We start from the raw sequence: 24164 nt of genomic DNA on the forward strand, positions 1-24164 counted from the left end.
GCCGCCAGCACTAAGGCTGACAGCCGTTGGGTTGTTTAGCTTTTAAGAAAGTATTTTTAATTTTCTTAGTAATACTCATTGATTATAACTCTTTAGAATGGTCACGAATTAGTCGCCCCTCCTGTAGAGTAACTACCTCATCTGAAGCATCCGCAACCTGCTGGCTGTGTGTCACTACAATAACGCATTTATTTTGTTGATGGGCAAGATCACGGAACATATTCACAATACTGCCGGCTGTCTCTTGATCCAGATTACCTGTAGGCTCATCGGCCAGAATGAGATTAACATCACATGCTAAGGCCCTGGCAATCGCCACACGCTGCTGCTGCCCGCCCGAAAGCTTCAACACATTACGTTGTGCCTCTACTTGTGTAAGTCCAACATTTTGTAGAATCTCAAGCGCTTTTCTTTTTTTTTCCTTTCCCGTGTTACCTCGAATCTCCATGCCTACCCGTACATTTTGAAGAGCCGACAAGTATGGAATTAAATTATAAGATTGGAATACAACAGCTCGATGCATCTTGCGGTAATTAGATAAACCAATACGAGAAATATCTTGACCTTCATAGAGAATTCTGCCCCCGCTAGGGACATCCAGTCCACCGGCCAGCGCAAGAGCCGTCGTTTTACCTGAACCTGACGGTCCCAGAATGGCATACATTTTCCCACTGTAAAAATTATAGCTTGCATCATTTAATATATTTACCGTCTGTTGATTAACCTTATAATAATATTCAATTTGATCAAAGGCTAATAGAATACCCATAACTAACCCTCCCTTTAATCTGTCTTGGTAAGAATAGCTTTTGGCTTTAATCTTAATATAGTCACAATGGGTAGTGTAGTTGCGACTATGACGATTAGTAAACCTATCAGACCCAGTTCCTTCAAGGCCTCCAGAGTAATCTCTACATCAATTGTATCAACGATGTCTACTTCATCATGTGATGCCATAAATACCGCATCCTGAATAAAAGCTTCCTGCTCTCTCTGACTAACAGCCACTTCACTGGCTAATAGCTCGTCACCTAGTTTTGTCGACACCATCTCACCGACTAACGGGGATAAAGAGAAAGCGAGCAAGGCCAGTAATATCATTTCTAACATGAATTGCCCTATAATCTTGGCTCTTCCCTCCCCTAGTGACAATAGAATGCCGATTTCCGAAATTCTGCCACGGACAGAGAGCAAAATGATTAAAGTTAGAATTAGTGCTCCCGAACCGCTAATAAGAACCAGCATCATCTGAGATGAGTAGGAAACACTATCTATGGCTGCAGTCATTTTCTTATAAGCTGCCTCATTAGCATTCAGTTTAAAAATATTAAAATCCACTGTATTCCCTGCCTGAGCCGACTTCACAAACTGTGAAATGTTAGCGGGATCATCGAGATAATAAAATGCACGCCCTACCAGCACATTTGGATCATCCTCATTCTTTCCGGACAGAGAAAATAAAGAACCGTAAATTTTGTTGTAAGGCATATCGACAGCAGAGATATAAAAAGAATTCAGATCAGCAGGCGTTTTTGTTGTACGGTATATACCTACAATACTGTATGTAGATACTGCTCCCTCTTTAGACCTTAATTTTATGGGGTCTCCAACGTTTAGATCATTCTGTTCGGCCAAGTTACTCTCAATTAATACAACTTGCCGATCCTTATCATCGGGACTAATATGCCTGCCATCTATCAAAATATGAACGCTATCTTTGAATTCCTTTAACAATGACGTATTCCAGATTTCTTCGAAAGAGATATTATTCTTAAAAGAGTGGCCTATTGGGTTGGCATCCCCCTTGTTCTGTTGCGTGGGACTGGGAATTGCTTCGAAATCTTCTGCAGCAAAAAGATAATAATTGATATAATTATAGCCGATGACATGTTCGAGTTTGGTTAGACCGTGGGCCATGTCCATAGTTACAGGTGTTACTTCAGAGGAATTTATCTGTTTTACTCCTGCCTCCGTCTGATTATTGCGAAGTGTTTTGTCATAGTCAAATTCCAGCACAACCTCACTGCCGAGCTTTTCTCTTGCCGACTGATTTGCTCGCTGGCTGGCGGATTGAATAGCCAATGCAGAGAGTACAAAAGCAAAGATGGTAATGAGTACGAGAAAAATAACGAGAGACCTTCCAGGCCTTCTATAAATGCTCCACAACGCTCTCTTAGAGAAATTCATGAGGTCCTCCTCAACAATAAGATTGCAGAAATTTAATCGGCCAATATTTTTTTGGGGTGAAGACGCAATATTAAGAGAGCAGGAAATATAGTAGCAATGATGGTCAAAATGACACCTACTGCACCTAATCCCAATAGCACGGGTGACGTCAGTTGAACATCCAACTTCTTAATAGGCTCGGCCTCATTGTTTGGAACAACAAAAACTTTAGCTCCCTGAGTATAGGTCTCTTGCTTGAGTTCAAAATTCTCCACTTGTCTAGTGAGTAACTGTTCGCTCGTCTTCTCACTAATTATCCCTCCGCCAATTAGAGAAAAAACAAGTGAAATGAACAGCACAATGAGTGTTTCTGTAAGCAACTGAGCAATAATTTTCCCGCGACTTTCACCTAAAGATAATAAAATCCCCATTTCCGTTTTCCGAGAGCGTATAAATAGGAATAGCAATAGACTCAAGATAATCGCTCCAGCAGCAAACACCAATACCAGCATAATTCGTGAAAAAGAGCTTACCTTATCGATAGCAAAGGTCATCGTTTGAAGGGCTCTCTCATTCGTATTGAGATAAAACGTCTCATAATCTACAGTGTCTAATTGATGTGCTGCTTCCACAAATGGAGTAATATGCTCAGGAGCATCCATGTAGTACATAGCTTTTGCAATGGTCAACTTTTGCTCATCTGCTGTAATCTCACCTGCACTTAACTCGAAAAAAGAACCATACATTATGTTATACTGAATGTTGTCCGTGCTAATATAAGAGGTGATATCCCCAAATGTCCATTCCGTTTTGTAAATTCCAACGATTTCAAATTGCGCTTCACGATTTGTGACTTCAGCCTTTACTTCAATGATATCCCCTACGCTCAAATTATTTTTGTCTGCCAGTCTGCTCTCCATCAAGACCAACCGTTTCCCAATATCATCTCTAGTAATGTGTCTACCGCTTATTAATGTATGGGTTCCATCCATAAATTCCTTCATCATTACCGTTCCTAACACTTGATGAACAGAAACATTAGCTAATTCAAAAGCAGGTCCATCAAAAGTAATCTCCACATCTTCTGTCATCGTTTCATTATTCACAGCACTAAAATTTCCGGCAACAAATGGAATCGGTCTTAGAAAATTGTAGTCCGTAACATCATCCAATCCGCTCAAAGACTGTGCCATCGCTATCGTTGGCCACGTGGAAATACGACTGCCCTCGCTCTGAGTATTCTTCATTGATTTCTCATAATCATATTCAAGCCTTACCTCACTGCCCAATGTGTTACGAGCGTGAGTCTTAGCTTGATCCGACGCATAGTATAGGGATAGGCTGGTAAAAACTAAGGTAGCGATGATGGTTAGGGTCAACAACAGCAGCAGTGTTCTGCGTTGGTTGTTCCAGACACTCCAAAGGGCTCTCCGCAAATAACTCATTTGACACCTCCTTGTACTACAGACTTTGCTTCTTCATTGCAACCAATATAATGCATTTCTTCTCTCACTAAAATACTTAATATGGATAAATTGATATCGTTTCCATATAGTAAATATTAGAATACATTCAATAATAATACAACACACTTTCATTAATTCTTTGTGTGTAAGAACTGATTAAATATGCCATCAGGGTGTAATACGAAAGTAAACGTATACCCAACAACCAGTACACTCAGGATTGCTGGCATAAAGTACACGCTACGTAAAAAATCCCCTCCCGATCCGGGTATTTCTCAAGAGAGCGGTCCGATCGCCCAGTCAGCCAATTGGCAATAGGACCAAGTTCTTGTCCCGGGCAAAGGACAAGAACTTAGTCCCTTAAAATACAAAAACCGCGCTGGGCGCGGTTTCTTAAAGGACTAGGACTATGTTCTTGTCTTCTGACAACAGCCGTTGTTCATATATTGCGAACTTGCTTAACTCGAATTTCCTATAGTTTCCAGATCCAGTTGTTAATTGCTTTTGGTGGAAATTTCGTCTTCGGTCACCCACATATGATTCTTGACCAGCTCTCCGCCGCCAACCGGGGTATAATTCAGCATATAAACCGTAGTCTGCTCGGCGGAATCAATGGTGGCCTTGGCCCCCATCATGCCTTCCATATGGTCGGCGTCAATCACTACCTCCGCACCTGGCTCGTAGGGTGTACTTGCAGCATCCTTCAGTTCTTCGTGAATCACCCATTTATGATCGCTGACCGGATCGCCGCCCGTAGTCGGGGTATAGGATACCGTATAAGCCGTAGTGTCAAAAGCGCCCGCAACCGTCGCCTCCGCATCCTTCATCCCCGGCATATGGTCGGCATTGATGATTACCTTGCTGCCCACTTTATAGGTCGGGTTGGCGGCTTGCTTCAGCACTTTGGCCATTTCGCCCGAGCCGGAATGATTCATGCCCGCATGGTCTCCAGCATTGCCGCTCTGGGCATTGTTGTTCTGCGTATTATTGGTGTTCGTGCCATTCGTATTATTCGTTCCACCTGGGGTATTCATATTGGTCGTCCCATTGCCGTTATTGCCGTCATTTCCACTATTCCCGCAGCCGCTGAGGGCTACTATTGCAGCGATACCGAGTACCGCCAGTTGTTTCTTCATGTTCATCTACTCCTTGTCCATCATTTTTATCTATGCTTCTAATATACCCGTGGAGGGTATGTTAGTAAACAATTGCGCCTTAAATCAAGCAGCTTTTCTACGCCTCCCGACTAAATTCCTGCGAAAATACAGGTATTTCGAACGTTAGACTCCTCATCGCGATAATTCCTGCAGAAGTACATCTTTTGGGAGCAAATATTACTGTCTATGCTACAAAAAGCGAATATTCCTGCACTTTTGCAGGCATTGCTCTATAGTTGTCCATTTTCACATAAAAGCCTGCACATTTGCAGGAATTCACGCCCACCCAGGTGCCCTCATTATCTCAATAACTATTGCCTAGCTCTTCGGTTAAATTTGCCTAGCTTCTCCTAAACACTTGCCTAGCCTCCCCTCAACACTCACCTAGCTTCTCCTAAACTCTTTGCCTCCTAGTCTAGCTTAGCTTCTCCCTAACTACTCCTAGCTTCTAATCCACACTCGTCTAGTCCTTAACTAACTATGCTCATTACATCGCCCTATTCGCCTATTTCGCCCTGCTGTCGCTCACCTTGTGCTCCCGCTTCTCCCAGCTCACTTTCGACTTGTAAACCAAGTGTGTTTTGAAGCACCGCCTGTATGGGCAACCTAACCTTATGGAGTGTCCGTAAGATAGGATGGAGCAGCTGTTTGGTTTCATCCCCACCCGCAAACTGCAACGGTTCAATTCTGCCAGATCGGTTTACTCGTTTAATAAGAAGCGAATCCACTGCAGCCCTAAACTACAACCTGAAAGGAATGAGTCTTTTGGCCGACAAGGAGAAGAAGACACTCGACAATGCCGGGGCCGGAGCGCAGCCCATTCCGCTCCCAAACGACGATAACGGCGGCTTCAGCCCCAAGCTGGAGGAGCTGGTGGACGGCCTGCTCGGCGATGCCAATGAGCCGACCGAAGCAGACAAGGAACTCGGCCGCAAGGCGGAGCCGCTGCCGGAGGAAGAAGAAGATCAATAGCCGCATGAAGCGCGGCCAGCAAGCGGGTGCTCTCCGGAGTTCCTGCTTGTTTGGCGTAGGCAATAAATTATATTAGCCGAAAACTAAAAATATAAAACCGTCCACATCATGTTTCATAACTATCCGGCGTCAGGTAGGTGCAGTTTGGGGATAAACGGGGGTTGGTCGGGGATCGACTGGAGACATATCGGGAGACCCACTGGGCGGATCAGCCGTGGCCTACTAGGGAGCGTGCGACTGACGACTCATCGAAGCATATACGTGACTCCACCAGGCTGCTATAGGGAATTTCTACCGTTATTTGCGACGGAATACTGTTTTGAGCGAGTATAGGGAAATTGTACCGTTCATTGTAGCTAACCCCTTTCCAGAGCCTTTAACTAACTAATTAGTGGTAAATTACCCCTATATCCAGCTACTGTTGATGATACGAGCTAGATGAGAGGTAAAGTTTCCCTATAGCGTTTATGTGCTACTAATTTAGAGGCATGAAGGCCTCTCATCTCACCTGTACAGCCGCATTTGGCGATTTCAAAGGCATGAAGGCCTCTCATTTCGCCCACACAGCCGCATTCGCCGAATTCAAAGGCATAAAGGCCTCTCATTTCCACCGCGCAGCCACATTCGCTGAATTCAAAGGCATAAAGGCCTCTCATTTCCACCGCGCAGCCACATTCGCCGAATTCAAAGGCATAAAGGCCTCTCATTTCGCCCGCGCCGCGCTTGCCGTGCACACGCCACAAAGAGGCGCCCCGGCAGGCCATAATAGGCCGCCGGGACACCCCCGGGGAACATAACGCATAAGATCAAACAGCGATGACATAAGTGACAATCGAATGTGCCGGAAGCCCGGCATCGGCAATCTGATCGCCGCAGCCGAGGCTGAAGCGGCAGCTCGCATCAGTTTCATTCAGCACGACAACAGCAATGCTACCGTCCGTGTTGCGGAAGGCGACGGAGGAGATGTCGCTGCGCAGCAGAGTCTGGCCGATCCGCACGGCTCCGGGGCGCACATATTTGCTGAAATGGCCAATGTAGTAGAAGGAGCTGTTATAGTGAACCTCTCCAGTCTGCGTATCGGCAATCACCGGCGCATCACACAGATTGTTGACATGGTTCGGCCCGCCCGTCTCATCGAGCACAAGGTTCCAGTCCAGGTATCCCTCCATCCAGTTGCTGAAGTCGCCGATCATATTGCGGGCATAACGCTCGCCTGTCTCCCAGGCGCCGAGGTGCACGCCACCCTCCTGGCAGCCTTCGGTGAACAGCAGATGTTTGTCCGGGAACAGCTCATGCACCTGGCCCACCTGGGCGAAATCCTCAGAGACATACCAGTGCACACCGGTGCCCCATACATATTTGGCCGCCTCCGGGTCATTTAGCACCGTCGAAGCGCGCTCGACAATAATGTCGCGGTTATGGTCCCAGATCACGATATTCACGTTGTCCAGGCCTTCCCGCTCCATGATTGGACCCAGATACGCTTTGACGAAGTCCCGCTCTTCCTCGGCCGTGTATTCGCAGGAATCCCAGGTCTGCTTGGCCGCCGGCTCATTCTGCACGCTGATGCCCCAGATCGGCACACCCTCCGCTTCATAGGCACGGATGAACTTGGTGTAGTACATGGCCCAGGCTTCGCGGTATTCCGGCCTCAGCTTGCCGCCGTTGTTCATCTCGCCATTAGTCTTCATCCAGGCCGGCGGACTCCATGGCGAGGCCAGCATGGTGAACGGGCTGCCTTTCACCTTGGCCGCATCGTGAATCAGTGGCAGCACCCACTTATGGTCATGGGCGATATCGAAGCTCGTCAGCTCCGTATCGTTGTCCTCGACATAAGTGTAGTTGCCCAGCGCGAAATCACAGCTGTGAATATGCACACGGCCCAGCGTATATCCGAGTCCTTCCGCCGGATCGAAATAGCGCCGGATGACCTCCTGCCGCTTGTCTTCGCTCATCCGCGACAGCGTGTAGGCTGCCGCTTCGGTGAACGCTCCGCCGAAGCCCATAATGCTCTGATAGGCTTGATCCGGGAACAGCTCCAGATCCACGTCTACTTCCCCCGCCTTGGGACGGAAATCAATCCCCCGCGTTCGGTCAGACGGTCACTGGTGTCCCGGCTGGTCATGATTCGTTTGGCTGTTGTCATCTTCAGCGCTCCTTTTTGTAGAGCGTATCTTCACACCCAAGTGGCCGGAGAGCTGGAAGGTGAAGCGGGCAGCATTAGAGTGATTTCCCCCTCAATGCCCGCTTCAACCTGTCTTGCCCTCCGTATCATCGGGTTTGAAGACACCTCCTAGACAGATGGGTTACTTAACACCGATACCGCACTTTTGGCGGCCATCGTGATGGTTATCGGAGCTGCGCCCGGCAGTTGTACACTTACATGCTCATTCTCTTCACTGTCATTGAACAGTACCAGCGCTAGCGATTGATCCGTATTCCTGAACGCCACACAGCGAATCGTTTCCTTGCTCGCCTCGGCTGCAAGCCGCAGCGCCTTAGGACGGATAATTTGGCTGAAATGCGCCAGCGCGTAATAGTCCAGCGTATACACAAGCTCCCGTGTCTGCTGGTTAATCTGCACAATTCCGCGGCAGGTGCTGCGGCCAAAGCCCGGAACGGTAGGGCCGTTGTTCTCATCCAGAGCCATGTTCCACAGCACAAGCGACTTGCTGTGATTCCGCAGAATTTCAATTCCGGTCCGCATCACATTGGAGAAGGCCTGCTCGAAGGGGGGAATCCACTCCCCGCCCGAGCCTTCGGTGAAATGCACTTCTGTGCCGGCAAAAGCCTGCAGCACCGCGCTCTGCGCCGACGTTTCCCCGCCATACCAATGCCAAGCCACGCCATCCACCACAGCTTCCGCCTGCTCCAGCACCGTCAGCGGATAATCGGGACGATCCCAGTTGTGGTCGTAGCAGAGAATTTTGGCATCGATGTCATGGTTAACCAAAGCCGGCTTCAGATAGTCCCGGATAAACCGGCTCTGCGCATCGGCAAGCATCAGCATGCTTGGATAATGCTGTGGCTCGAACAGCGGCTCATTCTGCGGGGTGACCGCGTAGATCGGCAAGCCATGCTGCGCATAGGCCTGAATATAGCGCACGAAATAATCGGCATGGGCCTGATAGAACTCCGGCTTCAGCTCTCCGCCAATCATCGAGCCGCTCGTCTTCATCCAGCCGGGCGCACTCCACGGGGAAGCCATCAGCTTCACCTGCGGATTCAGCTTCAGCGCCTGCTGCAGCAGCGGGATGATATCCGCTTCATCATGGGCCACCGAGAATTGCTTCAGCTCCAGGTCGGTTTCACCTGCCGGCAGATCGTTGTAGCTGTAGACACTTCTGGCGTAGTCTGACGCACCCATCGGATTGCGCAGCACGGACAAGCCGATCCCCTCCTGCGGGTCAAACAGCTTGATCATAACCTCCTGCCGTTGCTCATCGTCCAGAACCTGATGGATCAGAAAGGCTGCCGAATCGGTAAAAGAAGCCCCGAAACCGTCCATCTCCTGGAACGTCTGCTGATCATCCACGGTCACAACCGCACTTACCGTTTCTGAAGCAGCAGCGGTTACTTGCTGCAAGGATTGTTCGACGAACAACTCCTGTTCACCTGTAGACTGGTAAATCTTAAATTCCGGCATGATCGTTTCCCTCCAGCTCTCTATTTTTATGGAATGCCCGGACTGTTACTCAATGCCCAGCTTTTCTTTGTTCTGCTTCATTTTGTCGGTACGGATCAGGGTGATTTTATCCCAGCTGTTGTCTTCCAGGAAGGATTTGTAGTCAGCAAGCGTGCTGTCAAACGCAGTATCATCTTTGGCCCGGACCATACTTACCAAGGTGGTGTTCCATTTCGTATTGATTGCAGTCAGCCCGCGTGCTTCCGGTGTCCCCTGGTTCGGGTTGATGTTCTCCAGAATAAAATGCGGCTTCAGCTTGCCTTTGCCCCATTCCTGCATCTGTTTGATCGCTTCCGGGAAGGCATCCTGGCTTAGCGCCTTATGGCGGTCATGGCCGAAGAACATAAACTCGCCCATCCGGTATTCCTTCTTGAACTTCTCGGCATTGTTCAGCTGCAGATCCTTGACTTCCGGCAACAATTCGACCGTACCGTCGGCATTGGTCTTGTACGTTTCGCCTTCGATTCCGTAGTTCATCAGCTTCTGTCCCTCTTCACTCAGCAGGTAGGTGAAGACCTGCATCGCTTTGGCCGGGTCCTTGCAATCCTGGGTAATGTAGCTGATCATCCAGCCCGTGATGCCCGACTGGTTCAGCAGCGGCTCGTGGCCGGCTGTGCTCTGTGGACCGTCGATGGCGATATATTCCTTACCCGGATTGGCGCTCAGGAAGATCTGCAGATTGCCGCCCTGCTGCGGTGTGCCGTCCAGGAGCATGGTCGCATATTTGCCCGATTTCACCTTTTCTTCAAAAGCCGTACCGTCATCGGCGAAGCTGTCATCGCTGATATTTCCATCACGGTAAGCGCCGTTCAGCGTCTTCACCCAGCTCAGATAATCCTCATCCAGATTGCGGTTGTAGAAGCTGCCGTCCTCATTCTCCAGCGGCACGCCCAGGAAATCCTGGAACACATCGCCCAGCGAGCCTGAGCCTTCGCCGATCGAGTTGAAGCCGAACGGAATCATGGCCGGGAACTCGGTTCGGATCTGGCTCAGCACCTTGCGGAACTCTTCCTGTGTGCCCATGCTGGGTTTGCCCAGCGCCTCATATACATCCTTGCGGATAATAAAGGCCGTTTTGGCTGGAATGTTACCGCTGTCATAATCAGCCTGTGTATTGGAATAGTTCGGGTAACCGTAGGTTTTGCCATCAGCCAGCTGGAACCAGTTCAGCGTATCCTGGGCCGCCACCTTATTGAAATACGGATCATATTTCTCAGCCAAGTCATTCAGTGGCAGCGCCCATGTGGAAGCCTTTTGCACCACTGGAGAGTTGGAGTCAAAAATCGTCAGCAGATCCGGCATATCGCCGCCCGCGAAGAAGGTGTTCAGCTTCGTGTCGTCTCCTGTGATGAACTTGATGTTGATGTTCAGGTCTTCCTTGATTTTTTTGGTGACGATATCCTTGCCGAAATCGGTGTTCCACCAGTCTGCGTTCACGTACCAGGTCAGATCGGTGACCTCCTCCTTCTTATCCAACTGCCAAGCCGGTGTTTCGGCGTCAACCGTATAGCGGTCCTCAATGGAAATCCAGTTCTCCTTGTCGGCCCCCTTGGACCCTCCGCCTCCGCCACAGCCTGTTACCAAAAGTGCTGAAGCAAGCAGCCCGGCACAGAGTTTAAGCCCTTTTTTGCCCACTGCGTTATTAAGGATAGACATTTAATTACCCCTAGAATTGGTATACATCTGATTAAATTGCATGGACTAGCTTACCTATGAAGCCTGCGGACCACCTAGCTGCCTACTCCTTCACTGCACCCATCATCATGCCTGAGATAAAATACCGCTGCAGCACCGGATACATCGCTACAATCGGCAGCGTGGTAATCACAATGGTCGCCAGCTGGACCCCCTTGGTGGTCGTTTCGATCACGGCGGAGCCACCAACATTCTGCATCGACTGGGTCTGGGACTGCACAATAATCTCATACAGCTTCATCTGCAGAGGATACAAGGCCTGGTCGGTAATATAAAGCTTGGTTGTCATGAAGTCATTCCATTGCCCTACCCCATTGAACATGGCAATCGTAGCCATCGCCGGCATGGACAGCGGAATGAAAATCTTCAGGAAGACACGCCAGTCGCCGGCTCCGTCGATTTTGGCTGATTCCTCCAGCGAATCCGGCACATTGCGGAAGAAATTCATCAGAATGACCACATCGTAATAGCTGAACAGAGCGGGAATAATATACACCCAGAAGCTGTTGAGCAGCCCCAGCGACTTGATCAGCAGGTACGTCGGAATCATCCCGCCGGAGAAGAACATCGTAATCACACCCAGCGCGACATAGAGCTTGCGTCCCCGTATGTATCTTTTGCTCAGACCGTAACCGACCATGGCACAAAAGAACACGTGGGTGACTACCCCGATAAACGTCTTGGACACCGAGATGAAAAAGGACTGCCAGATACTCTGGTCCTGAAAGACGGCGCGGTAATTCTCCAGCGAGAATTCCTTCGACCAGAAGATGAATCCGCCTTCCGCCAGCGCCCTGCCGGAGCTGAAGGAAGAGATGATAACGTTCCAGAGCGGAACGACAATAATGACGGTGAAGATGAACAGCAAACTTACATTTAGCGCATCAAAGATCCGGCTGTCGAGATCTTGTTTGACCACCTTCCGGTTCATACGGAGGCCTCCCTTCTATAAGACCGATTGATTATCATTTAATTTACTGGTGACTTTGTTGGCGGTAACCAGCAGGATCACGGAAACGATCGAGACACCCAGCCCTACAGCGGTTGCGTAGGAGAAGTCGCCTTGCGTCATCCCCATCCGGTACACATAGGAGTTGATGACTTCCGCTCTTTCCCGGTTCTGCGAGTTCATCAGTACCAGCGTCTGATCCAGATTCGAGCCCAATAAACCGCTTACAGTAAGGATCAGATTTAAGCTGATAATCGTCTTCATATTGGGAAGCGTAATATTCCAGATCTGTCTGAGCCGTCCGGCACCATCAATCTTGGCCGCTTCGTAATAGGTGGGATCAATCTTGGACATGATCGCCAGATACAGGATCGTTCCCCAGCCGGCTTCCTTCCAGATGTCGGACAAGGTGGCAATCCACCAGTATTTGCCCGGATCAAGCAGAATGTTCTGCGGCTGCGAGATCAGACCCAGGTTCAGCAGCAGCTGGTTAAACAAGCCTGACGTCGAGAACCAGGTAATCAGCATCCCGCCCAGCACGATCCAGGACAGAAAGTGAGGCAGATACGAGATAGTCTGGACGAATTTTTTGTAGCGGCCAATATTTAATTCGTAGATCATAATCGCCAGGATAATCGGAATGATGAACCCGATCCCCAGCTTCAGGAAGCTGATCCCCAGCGTATTGACTACTGCATCCCAGAAGTAACGGTCCGAGAGGATGATTCTGAAGTTGTCCAGCCCCACCCAGGGTGCGGAGTCCAGCGTGTCAATCACGGTGTAGCTTTTGAACGCAATGGTTAGTCCGTAAATCGGGATGAAACAGAATACGATCATAAAAATAATGCCGGGTATGACCATCGACTGAATCTCCCATTGCCGCCGGAAGTCCGCCACAAATTCTTTGATTCTCTGCCCCATGGGTTTCTCTTTCATGGTTCGCATTGTGGTTGTTTTAGCCACGTTCTTCCCCCCTCCAGCTGATATTGCGAATGTAAGCGTTAACTAAAAACGTTTTTATTTTCCTCAAATAGAAACGGCTTTCACCTCCTCTGCAAGAGGCGGCAACCGGTTCTGCGAAAAATAGAAGGATAAGGTGAGACTATACGGACCCTGGAATGATTACCTCTGAAAACTCAGATATCATTCCGTCCGATCTTCACATGAGTGGAGCCGCGCACGATCAGCTCGCCCGCCAGCTTCTGTACCTGCCCCTGGTCCTTCTTCTGAATCATCCGCACCAGCTGGCCGATGGCCAGAATGCCCTGTCTGGCGATCTGGTTGCGCACGGTTGTGAGCGAAGGCGTGTAATACTGGGCAATGTCGATATCATCGAAGCCCATGACGCTGACATCCCCGGGAACCTCGAACCCGCGGCTGCGCAGCGCCTGGATACAGCCCATCGCGCTGAGGTCATTCCCTGCCAGAAAGGCATCGGGCAGCCTGCCCGGCTGATGATGCAGAAAGGACTTGACCGCATTATAGGTGCTGCCTTCCTCAAAATAGCCCTGCAGGATGTAATCCTCGCTCACCGGAAGCTCGTATTGCCGCAGCGCGGCCTGATAACCCGCTTGGCGCTCCACGCTGTCAAACATGGTGTCCACGCCCGAAATATAGGCAATCTTCTTATGGCCGAGGCCGATCAGATATTTGGTCGCCTCATACGCGGATTCATGGGAATCAAAAATCACACTGCCCATCGTTTCATTCTCCAGTATCCGGTCGAGGAAAACCGCTTTGATCTTCTCTTTCTTCATCGCCATAATGTCCTTCTCGTCAATGCGGAACTCTTCATAGATAATAACCCCATCGACACGGCGGCCGAGAATATTGCTCATCACCACCTGCTTATCCTTCGTGACGAACACATTCAGCCCGTAGCCGAGCCTGTCGCATTCATTGGCCATGGCTTCAACCAGCTTGTAGAAGTATGGACCCGATACACTGGTGGTGAAAAACCCAAGCATCTTCGTCTTCCCCGACTTCAACTGCTTGCCGTTAAGGTTCGGAACATAATTCAGCCGCTTCGCCACCTGCAGCACATGTGCTTTGGTCTCCGGATTCAGCACATCCACATTGTTCAATGCATTGGAGACCGTTGAGATTGAGACTCCCGCTTCGCGGGCCACGTCTTTAATGGTTATCTTCGCCATAGTCATTGTTCCTTCGCTATAAAAACGTTTTTATAAATCTAAATTATCATAAAAACGTTTTCAGCACAATAGCTTTTTTCAGGATTCAGGTTTTATTTTAAACATTTACATAACAAATCTTTCGTTTAACACAATAGGAACACTTCCACTTTAGAATCAGTATTATGTAATCCTTACTAGTGTTAATTTCGAAGAATAACCGAGAGACAGAGGAGAGAACAACATGCTGAACAGCAGTACCCGCCGCAGATTTAAAAAGATAATCAACAGGTCAACCATGTGCTTATTTTTTATTGCCACTCTAGTAAACACTCTATTCCCCGCAGGTCTTATTACCGCTGAAGCAGCTGCCCCCCCTTCCGTAGTCATTGAAGATTTCGAGAATAACCTAAACGATAATGTATTGGTGCAAAAAAGAAACTTCTCAGGATCCATGAGTCTGGAGTCTAACCCAAAGCATATCCGTTCAGGGATGAGTTCCGTTCGCATGGACTATGATTACATTGGGATTAAAGAAAATCCTTCTTATATCTATGTAGGTCCGGCAACGGCGCTTCCGATCACCGGAATGCCCAAGAAGATCGGAATGTGGATATACGGCAATAACGACGGACATCTCATCTTCAGCAAGTTTAGAGACGGCAAGGGGAAGTCTTTTGAGGTGGAATATCTGGATGAGAATATTGGTGTGAACTGGAACGGGTGGAAATACATCGAGGGGGATATTCCTCAGGACAAAGTTGGACCGATCCAGCTGGAAATCTATATGCGGATCGAACAATCGGTTTTGGACAAGAAAAATAAAGGGACCGTATGGGTCGATGATGTCCGTCTGGTTTATGAACAGGACCCTAATGAAGAAATGGGCGTCCCTCAGTTGGATATGATATCTCCAGGCCATGAAGCCATTATTGATACCTCTTCTCCACATATTCAACTTCTGGCGACAGATTCCCAATCCGGCATTGATCCGGCGTCCATTACCCTGGATATCGATGGTCATTCCGTACAGTCTGTATATGAAGCCCCTACCGGCATGATTTCTTTTGAGCCCTCCTCAGCCATGGCTGGAGGCTACCACACTGTTCAAGCGGCTGTATATGACATGTACGGCAATCCCGCCCAGAGCAGCAGCAGCTTTTACATTCGCGAGGGGATTCAATATCATCTGGATGCACCTTCGGAAGTGATCAGCAACAAAACGTTCCAGTTAAAGCTTCAGATTAAAAATGCCGGTGAATTGAAGGATGCCTACGCAAAGCTTGATTATGATCCGCAAACCTTGGAGATCACCTCAGCGCAGCCCACGGTAAATGCTTCATGGGTCACCCAAAATGAAATCGACTCTGTAAAGGGACAATACCAACTCAAGCTTGCAGGAATAAGCGGTAATACATTGCCAGCCGATGGTACTGTTATGCTGCTGGATATAGCCGTAAAACCCAGTGCCAAAATGGAACGCGGCGAGTTGTTCAAATCCATTGCGATGAGCGACGGCAGCTTCCGAATGACGGTTGGAGAAGCAGTCTATGCGCTGGCGGCCCCCCACCAATACAAGATTGGTTTCCCTTACGTGCTCAGTGTAAAAGGCAGCTCTCTTCATTCCCAAAGTACGCTTCGGGTGACAGATGATGCTGGGGTACCAGTAGAAGGTGTTTCTGTTACTCTTCCTAATGCGCTACATCCTCAGTACTATGCAGAGGTGAAGGCCGCACAGACAGTTGTCTATACCAATGCTGATTCAGCTTCGCCTGAGCTCTCTTCGGTTTCCAATGGCCATCAGTTTTTTTCAAGCGGGGCCACCAGCGGAGAATTCACTGCTGTACTTTTGCCTGACGGCAAGGTGACGGGTTGGATCTCAAGTTCTGCTATTGAAATCGCGCGCTTATCGGATAGCTGGGGACAAACCGATGCAAAGGGGGAAATCCGGACAAATCTGGCGACGTTGGCCTTAACAAGCCTCGATCTGCAGGCAGTGAACGGGGATAAGGTCAGTAAGATGTTCACGCTTCCTGTAGTCCCGCAGTTGGGTACAGATGAGCCGGAGTATGTAAGAACCTTTGTCACAGAGGATTTAAAAACAACCCAAAGCATCGTTTGGAGAACCGCGCCCCGCATAGAGCACGGGATCATTCAATATGTGAAAGCCAGTGAATTTACAGCTTTTGATCAACCGAATATCATGGAGCAAGCTGCTGAACCAGAGCTTCTATTGGCTCCCGACGGCGTGGGAGAAACATTGTTCCACAAAGGTTTGCTGCAGAATCTGTCACCGGATACGGAATACCAATACCGTGTAGGTTCCCCCGGTCATTGGAGCGACCCGCATACGTTCAAGACAGAAGCGGCAACTCCCGGTTCCTTTTCTTTCTTGTTCGTTACAGATTCCCATACCAATAGTGAAGAGGCCTTCCATATTCATCAGAATTTACTGAGCAGCGCTTTATCCCAATACCCGGATATCCGGTTTGTTATGCATGGTGGGGATATTGTCGATGATGGCGGTGTGATGAATGAATGGGAGCAGGACATGAAAGCGACGCAGCTGTATAGCGGCGAGGTTCCCTCTGCCTACACCATCGGAAATCATGATGTCAAGAATGGCGGGAAGCAAGTATTTACAACCGCCTTGGGCTTGCCGAACAACGGAATGATAGGACAGGAGCATCTGACCTATTCGTACGACTATGAGGATACCCATTTTGTGGTCTTGAACTCGGAAGCTGATGAAGTGGACATGCAGAAACAAGCCGTATGGCTGCGGGAGAACTTAAATACAAGTTCTAAGAAATGGAATGTAGCCATGTTCCACCGTCCTGCCTATCATACAGAAGATGGGCGCGGCCCGGAGCTGGTTACCCATTATCTGGCGCCCGTTCTTGAGGAATTTGGAGTAGATCTGGTGCTGGTGGGCCATGATCATGCACTCGCTTGGACGTATCCCATGAAGAACGGTCAGCCGATGAAGGATGGCAGTCAGGGCACGGTCTATCTGGCTGGAGGTTCCTCCGGCTGGAAATTCTACGACGCGGTCAAGCACGATTACTTGGAGTATTTGTATGATGACAATTTCCCGGTGTATTCCGCTATAACCATTGACAAGGATCATATCCAGATTGAAACCAGAAAGGCCGATGGAGAACAGCTGCAATCTTTGATTATTAAAAAACCTGAAACCCCCAAACCAGACCCAAGTCCGGTGCCAAGCGCAAGTCCAGTGCCAAGCGCAAGTCCAGTGCCGAGCGCAAGTCCAGTGCCGAGCGCAAGTCCAGTGCCGAGCGCAAGTCCAGTGCCGAGTGCAAGTCCGGGGCCGAGCACAAGCCCGGTGCCGAGCACAAGCCCGGGTCAGAATCCTGGCGCTGCACCAGGCTCGAACCCAAACCTGCTTCCAAGTCAGGTGCCGACAGCAGCACCTTCAGCTGCGCCAACACAAATTCCTGTACCCGTTGAGAATCCGCAGTCCACAATTTTTGCTGACGGAGTGAATGCGAACCGATTAAAAGAAACACTCCTTGCTAAGACATCCGAGGGGCTAACAACTTCAGCAAATTTTACAGACATCTCCAATCTATGGAGCACCAGGACCATCTCGATTTATCTTAAACTAAACCTGATCAACGGTTATAAGGACGGTACATTCAAACCGAATAAAAGCATCTCAAGAGCTGAATTCGCCACCGTCGTTACCAAAGTATTTGGACTGATGAAATCGGACTCCTCCCTTAATCCGTTAAGTGATGTTGATGAACATTGGGCTAAAGATGCGATATCCGTTCTGTCTTCGAACGGAATCATCTCCGGGTATCCAGATGGCACGTTTAATCCTGATCGGGAAATAAGCCGCGCCGAAATCGTAATGATTCTATCTAGAATCGTCAATTTCAGCCTTGCCACATCTGTTGAAGGTGACATCGTCTTCAGGGACACCGCAAATTCCTGGAATCAGTCGCAGATTAGCCAAGCCGCACAAATTGGATTGATCAAAGGAAGAGGCAATGGCATATTCGCCCCGGATCAATCTGCAACCAGAGCCGAAGCATTAACCATTATTCTGAATGCCCTTTGTCTAGACCCGGAACTGAAAGCTTTATTGGATCAATTCTCTAATTAACAAGTAGGCAGCACCAATAAAGCTAGACCCATCCATGTGTTAGCCGCCAGAGCTATATCCTTAGAAGCCGTGTTCCCAAATGGAACACGGCTTCTAAGGTATCTCTCCTGTTGTACGCCAAAAACCGAAAACCGGCCCTGCACTCCTTTACGGAATGAGAGCCGTTTCGTCTTCAACCTACTAGAATCGGGCTACGTAAAATTCACGGTTCGCCGGCACGGCGCGGGTAACTAACACCATATTGTTGGCGTTTCTAATTCTTAACGTATAGGACACATCGGTCAGGGTGCTGATCGTAGTGAATCTGGCTACACCGAAATCATCAAAATCAGCGGTAATGGGTGCTCCGGTTTCAGGGGTTAAGGTTGCGGTCCAGCCGGAGGTATCTTTAGGTGAATTCGTAGAATTTGCATTGACTGCCACAACAATAAAGCGGTCCAGAGTTTGTCTGATTCTGCGTCTTTTTCTTGGTGCTGCAGCGGATCTCAATTTACTGGACAGCAGCGTTCTATTCTTCAACACGGGTTTCTTATTCGGAACTTTCATCGTTAACTTCACCACTTTCTTGGAGGATACCTTAGTAAATGCAGAAGTAAATCTCTTGGAAATCCTATTAGCCTTTCTTCTCTCTAAAATGTGTGAACATCATCCTAGATTTGTAGCCATGCACCCACTCCATTGCTCATGCATAGGGTACACAATCGAGGTGAACTCATAATAATGAACGGACAGCGCCGGCTGCAAAATCCTATGATTAAGCTTCATCAGCCTTTGCGGAAGAAGCTTCTACAAACGCCCCTCTCAACCCGCAATACGACTGCTATTCCTGTAATTATTCAATTCGACCACATAATTAAGCGCAGCAGGATTCATGCGCTGCGTAAACAGCTGGGTGCTCACAGAATGCCGGTTACCAGACGTCTTCGCCTGCTCAATTCAATAGCCTCGAGGGTATCGCCGAAATGTCTACGGCAGCTGTGCCGCTGCAGCGGGATTCGGAGCATTTATCTGGACAGAATCAGAAAGACATCGCTTAATATAGCGACACCCTCCATTGGCTCGGCAACGCTTCAGAAGAAAAAAGGACTTACCGGAAAGGGAATCAACATTGCCATTCTGGACACGGGCGTCTTCGCGCATCCGGACCTGACACGGCCAATTAACCGGATTGTGGCGTTCAAGGACTTCGTCAACCATAGAGAACGTCCCTACGACGACAACGGCCATGGTACACATATTGCCGGAGATGCCGCTGGAAACGGCTGGGTGAGCAAAGGTGTCTACCAAGGTGCGGCTCCGGCAGCAGGAATCGTTGCCGTGAAGGTATTGGATAAGGAAGGCAGCGGTTATGATTCCACGATCATCCAAGGGATTGAATGGTGTGTCGCTAATCGGAAAAAGTTAAAGCTGCGCATCCTTTCCCTGTCCTTTGGCGGCCCGTCAGGCACCTCCTGTAAGGACGATCCCCTCTGCCAAGCGGTGGAACTCGCCGTGAAGGCTGGACTGAACGTCGTTGCTGCCGCCGGCAACAACGGTCCCGGGAGCGGCACGGTCGAATCTCCCGGCATCAGTCCGGCGGCTATTACTGTCGGTGCAGTCGACGACCGCCGCACAGTTGTGCAGGCGGATGACCGCATCACCGGATTCTCCAGCCGGGGGCCTGCGCCGGGAGGCTCCAGGAAGCCGGACCTGGTCGCTCCCGGGGAGTCTATCATCTCGCTGCGCGCACCAGGCTCTGCCCTTGACCGCCAGCTTCCTTACCTGCGTTACGGCAAAGCCTATTTCGTGCTCTCCGGCACCAGCATGTCAACACCACTGGTCTCCGGTGCCATTGCACAATTGCTGCAGCAGAATCCGTCGCTTCGCCCCCGGCAGGTAAAAGCAATTCTAAAGCGGAATGCCTTCCGCCTTGGACTACCGGCCAACACTGCCGGGAGTGGAGAGCTCAATATGAGATTTCTGGGGGTTAAGAGTGCTTTTTCAAAAACCAAATCCCGTCATTCATGATCTTATGCACCGCTAAAACGGCAAAAAACCGGCTGCACCTCTATGGAAGGTGCAGCCGGTTCTTCTTACACGAACTTGACCAATAAAGTATGGATCTCATAAGGCCCGAATTCCAGTGTGATTGCCGGGCCGCTCACCGCCTCCCGTGCCAGGGGACGTTCCAGCAGATCACATTCCTGCCAGGAGACGATGGAGTAGTCGCTGCCGAGCACGGCTGAGCAGCGTGCTCCCGTATACTCATGCAGCCGTACAATCCAGCCGCTGCCATCCTCGGCCAGCTTCACTGCATCGACGGCAATGCCTGCTGCACCGCAAGTCAGCAGCGATTTGCCGCTTCCTGCGGCATATGCGCCTGCCGCTGCATGCAGCGGATTGTTCAGTGCCCAGGCCTCCTGCACCGTGTCCGCAGCAGCCCAGTCTCCGGCATGCGGCAGCAGCGCATAGGTGAAGCGGTGCTCGCCCTGATCGGCGAACGGGTCAGGGCTGGTAGCTGATTTGATCAGGGACAGCCGCAGGACATGATCCTTGATGTCATAGCCGTATTTGCAGTCATTCAGCAGACTGACCCCGTAGCCGCGTTCCGAGAGATCGGCCCACTGGTGGCCTACGCTTTCGAAGCGTGCGTAATCCCAGCTCGTATTCCAGTGGGTCGGGCGCTTCACATTGCCGAACTGGATATCATAGGTGGCCTCCGTAGCCCGCACTGCTACCGGGAAAGCCGTCTTCAGCAGCTGCTGCTGCTCCTGCCAGTCAATCTGCGTCTCGAAATCAATCCGGCGGCTGGCTGCATACACCTTCACCTGCTGGATAATGGACGAGTCTATATACTTCCAGGTGAACTGCAGCTCCGCGGACAATGGCCCGTTCTCAACTAGCTCCACGGCAAGAAGATCCGTAACGACCCGCATCTTCTCTTGGTAGAACAGGTCAATGTCCCAAGCGTCGTACATTCTCGGCTTATCCTCGAACACCTGCAGCACATTGCCGTACTCTCCGGCAGCAAGCACTTCACGCGCCTCCTTGCGGTCATAGATCCGGCTTAATTGTCCGGCTTCATTCCACTCCAGAATGTAGAAGGGAGTCGTCAGCCGGGAATCCTGCCAGGTAAATGGAGTTTCCGGCGGCAGAGTCGATTCACCCCTGCCACCTTCACCTTCGCCGGACCGGGCCGAAATGACTACACTGCCCAACTGCGGCAGTTCAGGTACGGCCACCAGCCAGGAATCCCCGCAGCGCTGGGCGGCCAGCGGTTCCCCGGCGGCATCCACCCACAGCGCATGCTGCCGGGGATGCGGGATAACGGCCAACCTGCCGCTAGTGAATAGCGCGCTGTTGAACAGCGTATATTCCTTGCGGCCCGCCGTGTCTGTGCCGGAGGCGGGGGTTGTGGCGGGGGCCGCTTTGTCAGCATCGGTCGCGGGGTCCGCAGGAACTGCCGCACTGTCCAGACTGGTGACGAGGTCCGCAAGAGTTACCACGTTGTCCTGACTAGTGGCGAAGTCCACAGGAGTTGCCACATTGTCCGCATTGGTGGCGGGGGCCGCAAGATCCGCTGCTTCCCCGCCGGAGACCAATGCTGTCGTCGCTGCCGCTGCCGCCTCCAGACCAATCGCCTCTGCCTCGGCATATTCCACCCTGGAATCCTCGTATACCTCATGGATGGAGGAACCGGGAATAATATCATGGAACTGATTGCGCAGGATGATCTGCCAGCCCGCCGCCAGCTGCTCTGCCGGATAGCGACCGAAGCTGCCTGTCTCGGCGGCCAACAGCACCTGCAGCCATTCCGCTTCACGGTAGAGCAGCTCCAGCTTGCGGTTCATCCGCTTATTGTAGGCCTGACTCGTATACGTCCCCCGGTGGAACTCCAGATACAGCTCGCCATCCCAGGTGTGGACGTATTGATCGCTGCTGCCTACCGTTTCATGCAGCCGCTCGAAATACTCATCCGCCCGCCCCGGCTTCACTTGGGGAATTCCCGGCATGGCATCCAGCCGCCGTCGCATCTCCAGCATCTCCCGGTTGACTCCGCCGCCTCCGTCACCGTAGCCGTAGGAGAGCAGCAGCTCGCGGTTCAGATTCTTATCCTGGTACTGATTCCAAATCCCCTGCACCGTAAAAGGCTCGATGAGTCCATTGTAAGTGTAATACCAGGATTTGGCATCCGGGGCATCCGGGGTAGTAATGAAATGGGTCAGCACCTCACTGCCGTCGATGCCCCGCCAGCGGAAGGTATCATGCGGCATCCGGTTGTATTGGCTCCAGCTGATCTTGGTCGTCATGAAGGTGTCGATGCCTGACTTGCGCAGAATCTGCGGCAGCGCCCAGCTGTAGCCGAACACGTCAGGCAGCCACAGATATTTGCATTCCACCCCGAATTCCTCACGGAAGAACTTCGTGCCGTATAGGATCTGCCGAACCAGCGATTCCCCGCTGGTCAGATTGCAGTCCGCCTCCAGCCACATTGCCCCTCCGGCCTCCCAGCGGCCCTCCTCCACCCGCTGTTTGATCTGGTCATAAATTTCCGGGTAATCCTGCTTGATATAGGCGTACAACTGTGGCTGCGTCTGCAGAAATACATATTCCGGGAACTGTTTCATCAGCCTCAGCACGGTGGAGAAAGAGCGCGCCGCCTTCTCGCGGGTATGCGCAAGCCGCCACAGCCAAGCTACATCGATATGGGTATGCCCAATGGCAGTAACCGTCACCGGATGTTTCTGTTCCAGTCCGGCAAGCGCGGCCAGCAGCGTCTGTTCCGCTTCACGTACAGAGCTGTAGAAAGACGCACTGCCCGGCCGGGACCAATCCAGCTGGTTGAACGAACGGTTCAGCGCCATCAGCAGCTCCTGCTTCTCGATCTGATTCTCCGCCAGCAGCTTTACGGTATCAAGCGCCGCCCGGCCGGTATAATACAGATTATCCGCAGCTTCATCTAACACCGCCAGCTCAGCCCGGATGATCCGGTGCTCCTGCGGGACGGGCCGCCCGTCCCCGTTCAGTCCCGACCACAGCCGGAAGGTGAAATCCAGCTCCTTACCGGCTGTGTCCTCCTCCAGAAACACCTCCTGGTGGTTCGAATCGACCCCCTGATAGGGCACGCCGTTCAAGAACAGCAGTGACTCGAACCCCTTGTTGTTCCCGCCGCCCGTCTTTCCGAAATCGAACAGTCCAACCACTCGGCTTCCTTTCCACTCTATGGGCACGCTTACTTTTTGATGCAGCCACAGGTATACGTCATTCCCCGTCCAGTAATCCCCGATCCGCAGCTTCTGCTCCCCTGTGATGGCCCCGGGATAAGTACCGTTCGCCCCTTCCTTATCTGCTGCAACCAGCCATTCATCCAGCTTTACCGCCTCACGGTAGCGGTACCCTTCCAGCTCCTTCAACCGTAACGCCAGCTTCTCCTCAGTCCAGAACATGTTATAAGCCTCCCAGAGTTTTAGTAGACTATCCTTGCTATTGCCGACTATCCTGTTGTTGCAGACTATCCTTTGGTTGCCGACTGCTACATTACTTCGTACATCTTCGTACTGCTTGAAACCCCGAAACATCGATTTAGTTGCGAATATGGTTACTACTTAGGACCCTGCGACACTCCAAGCCCTTGAACTAGGTAACCTGCATTTTAGCGGACCGTATAGCCCCTATTTCCTCCTATCTACGATCTTTTGAAGTCTTACGGACCGTATAGCCCCTAAGTCGTCAAAACAGGCTCTAAAGCGAGTGTTTTCTGTGATATAGAGGCTCCTGGGTCCGTTAATCCTGCAAAACGGCCTATGTACAGCAAATAGAGGCTCCTGAGT

General features: G+C 50.7%; 16 protein-coding genes. 3 read left to right on the forward strand and 13 right to left on the reverse strand.

The genetic code is table 11. The features are described 5' to 3' along the window. Positions 1–82 precede the first annotated feature (82 nt). The 4 genes from B9T62_RS21805 to B9T62_RS21820 form a co-directional block, all read right to left on the reverse strand. A complete protein-coding gene (locus B9T62_RS21805) occupies positions 83–769 on the reverse strand; it encodes an ABC transporter ATP-binding protein (protein ID WP_087917224.1) in 687 nt (228 codons plus the stop codon). A gap of 14 nt (positions 770–783) precedes the next feature. Then, positions 784–2187, reverse strand: a complete 1404-nt coding sequence (locus B9T62_RS21810; protein WP_087917225.1) for an ABC transporter permease — start codon at positions 2185–2187, stop codon at positions 784–786. 32 nt (positions 2188–2219) lie between these two features. Beyond that, the gene (locus B9T62_RS21815; protein ID WP_087917226.1) at positions 2220–3611 is read right to left on the reverse strand and encodes an ABC transporter permease; all 1392 of its coding nucleotides are present in this window, start codon (positions 3609–3611) and stop codon (positions 2220–2222) included. A 515-nt stretch (positions 3612–4126) separates the two neighbouring features. Continuing rightward, positions 4127–4768 carry a YdhK family protein gene (locus B9T62_RS21820; protein ID WP_087917227.1) on the reverse strand — a complete coding sequence of 214 codons (642 nt, stop codon included), beginning with the start codon at positions 4766–4768 and terminating at the stop codon, positions 4127–4129. 777 nt (positions 4769–5545) lie between these two features. Between B9T62_RS21820 and B9T62_RS21830 the strand changes: the two genes are divergently transcribed. Next, on the forward strand, positions 5546–5761 hold the full coding sequence (locus tag B9T62_RS21830) for a hypothetical protein (protein ID WP_157793960.1): 216 nt from the start codon (positions 5546–5548) through the stop codon (positions 5759–5761). 434 nt (positions 5762–6195) lie between these two features. Here the strand turns inward: B9T62_RS21830 and B9T62_RS39365 are convergent, their stop codons facing one another. The 7 genes from B9T62_RS39365 to B9T62_RS21865 all read right to left on the reverse strand — a co-directional run bounded on the left by B9T62_RS39365 (position 6196) and on the right by B9T62_RS21865 (position 14243). Further along, positions 6196–6525: a hypothetical protein gene (locus B9T62_RS39365; protein ID WP_157793961.1), complete on the reverse strand. Its 330-nt coding sequence runs from the start codon at positions 6523–6525 to the stop codon at positions 6196–6198. A 42-nt stretch (positions 6526–6567) separates the two neighbouring features. Continuing rightward, complete coding sequence (locus B9T62_RS21840) at positions 6568–7809, reverse strand: glycoside hydrolase family 30 protein (RefSeq protein ID WP_342746087.1); 1242 nt, start codon at positions 7807–7809, stop codon at positions 6568–6570. Between the two features lie 245 nt (positions 7810–8054). Then, on the reverse strand, positions 8055–9407 hold the full coding sequence (locus B9T62_RS21845; RefSeq protein WP_087917231.1) for a glycoside hydrolase family 30 protein: 1353 nt from the start codon (positions 9405–9407) through the stop codon (positions 8055–8057). 45 nt (positions 9408–9452) lie between these two features. Then, positions 9453–11102: a type 2 periplasmic-binding domain-containing protein gene (locus B9T62_RS21850; protein ID WP_087917232.1), complete on the reverse strand. Its 1650-nt coding sequence runs from the start codon at positions 11100–11102 to the stop codon at positions 9453–9455. 82 nt (positions 11103–11184) lie between these two features. Continuing rightward, positions 11185–12072 (reverse strand): carbohydrate ABC transporter permease, encoded by an 888-nt coding sequence (locus tag B9T62_RS21855; RefSeq protein WP_087917233.1) that lies wholly within the window; start codon positions 12070–12072, stop codon positions 11185–11187. Between the two features lie 15 nt (positions 12073–12087). Next, on the reverse strand, positions 12088–13035 hold the full coding sequence (locus B9T62_RS21860) for an ABC transporter permease (protein WP_087920361.1): 948 nt from the start codon (positions 13033–13035) through the stop codon (positions 12088–12090). A gap of 191 nt (positions 13036–13226) precedes the next feature. After that, positions 13227–14243, reverse strand: a complete 1017-nt coding sequence (locus B9T62_RS21865; protein ID WP_087917234.1) for a LacI family DNA-binding transcriptional regulator — start codon at positions 14241–14243, stop codon at positions 13227–13229. Positions 14244–14466: 223 nt separating this feature from the next. Between B9T62_RS21865 and B9T62_RS21870 the strand changes: the two genes are divergently transcribed. Continuing rightward, positions 14467–18354, forward strand: coding sequence for an S-layer homology domain-containing protein (locus B9T62_RS21870; protein WP_087917235.1), 3888 nt, complete (start codon positions 14467–14469; stop codon positions 18352–18354). A gap of 180 nt (positions 18355–18534) precedes the next feature. Here the strand turns inward: B9T62_RS21870 and B9T62_RS21875 are convergent, their stop codons facing one another. Further along, positions 18535–18900, reverse strand: a complete 366-nt coding sequence (locus B9T62_RS21875) for a hypothetical protein (RefSeq protein ID WP_087917236.1) — start codon at positions 18898–18900, stop codon at positions 18535–18537. A 174-nt stretch (positions 18901–19074) separates the two neighbouring features. On the opposite strand from B9T62_RS21875, the gene B9T62_RS21880 reads away from it, so the two are divergent. Beyond that, positions 19075–20361 carry a S8 family peptidase gene (locus B9T62_RS21880; RefSeq protein ID WP_245863976.1) on the forward strand — a complete coding sequence of 429 codons (1287 nt, stop codon included), beginning with the start codon at positions 19075–19077 and terminating at the stop codon, positions 20359–20361. Positions 20362–20426: 65 nt separating this feature from the next. Here B9T62_RS21880 and B9T62_RS21885 read toward each other — a convergent pair whose 3' ends face one another. Then, a complete protein-coding gene (locus B9T62_RS21885) occupies positions 20427–23780 on the reverse strand; it encodes an alpha-mannosidase (RefSeq protein WP_087917238.1) in 3354 nt (1117 codons plus the stop codon). Between the last annotated feature and the right edge of the window lie 384 nt (positions 23781–24164).

It is taken from the genome of Paenibacillus donghaensis (assembly GCF_002192415.1).
Lineage (GTDB): Bacteria > Bacillota > Bacilli > Paenibacillales > Paenibacillaceae > Paenibacillus_AQ > Paenibacillus_AQ donghaensis.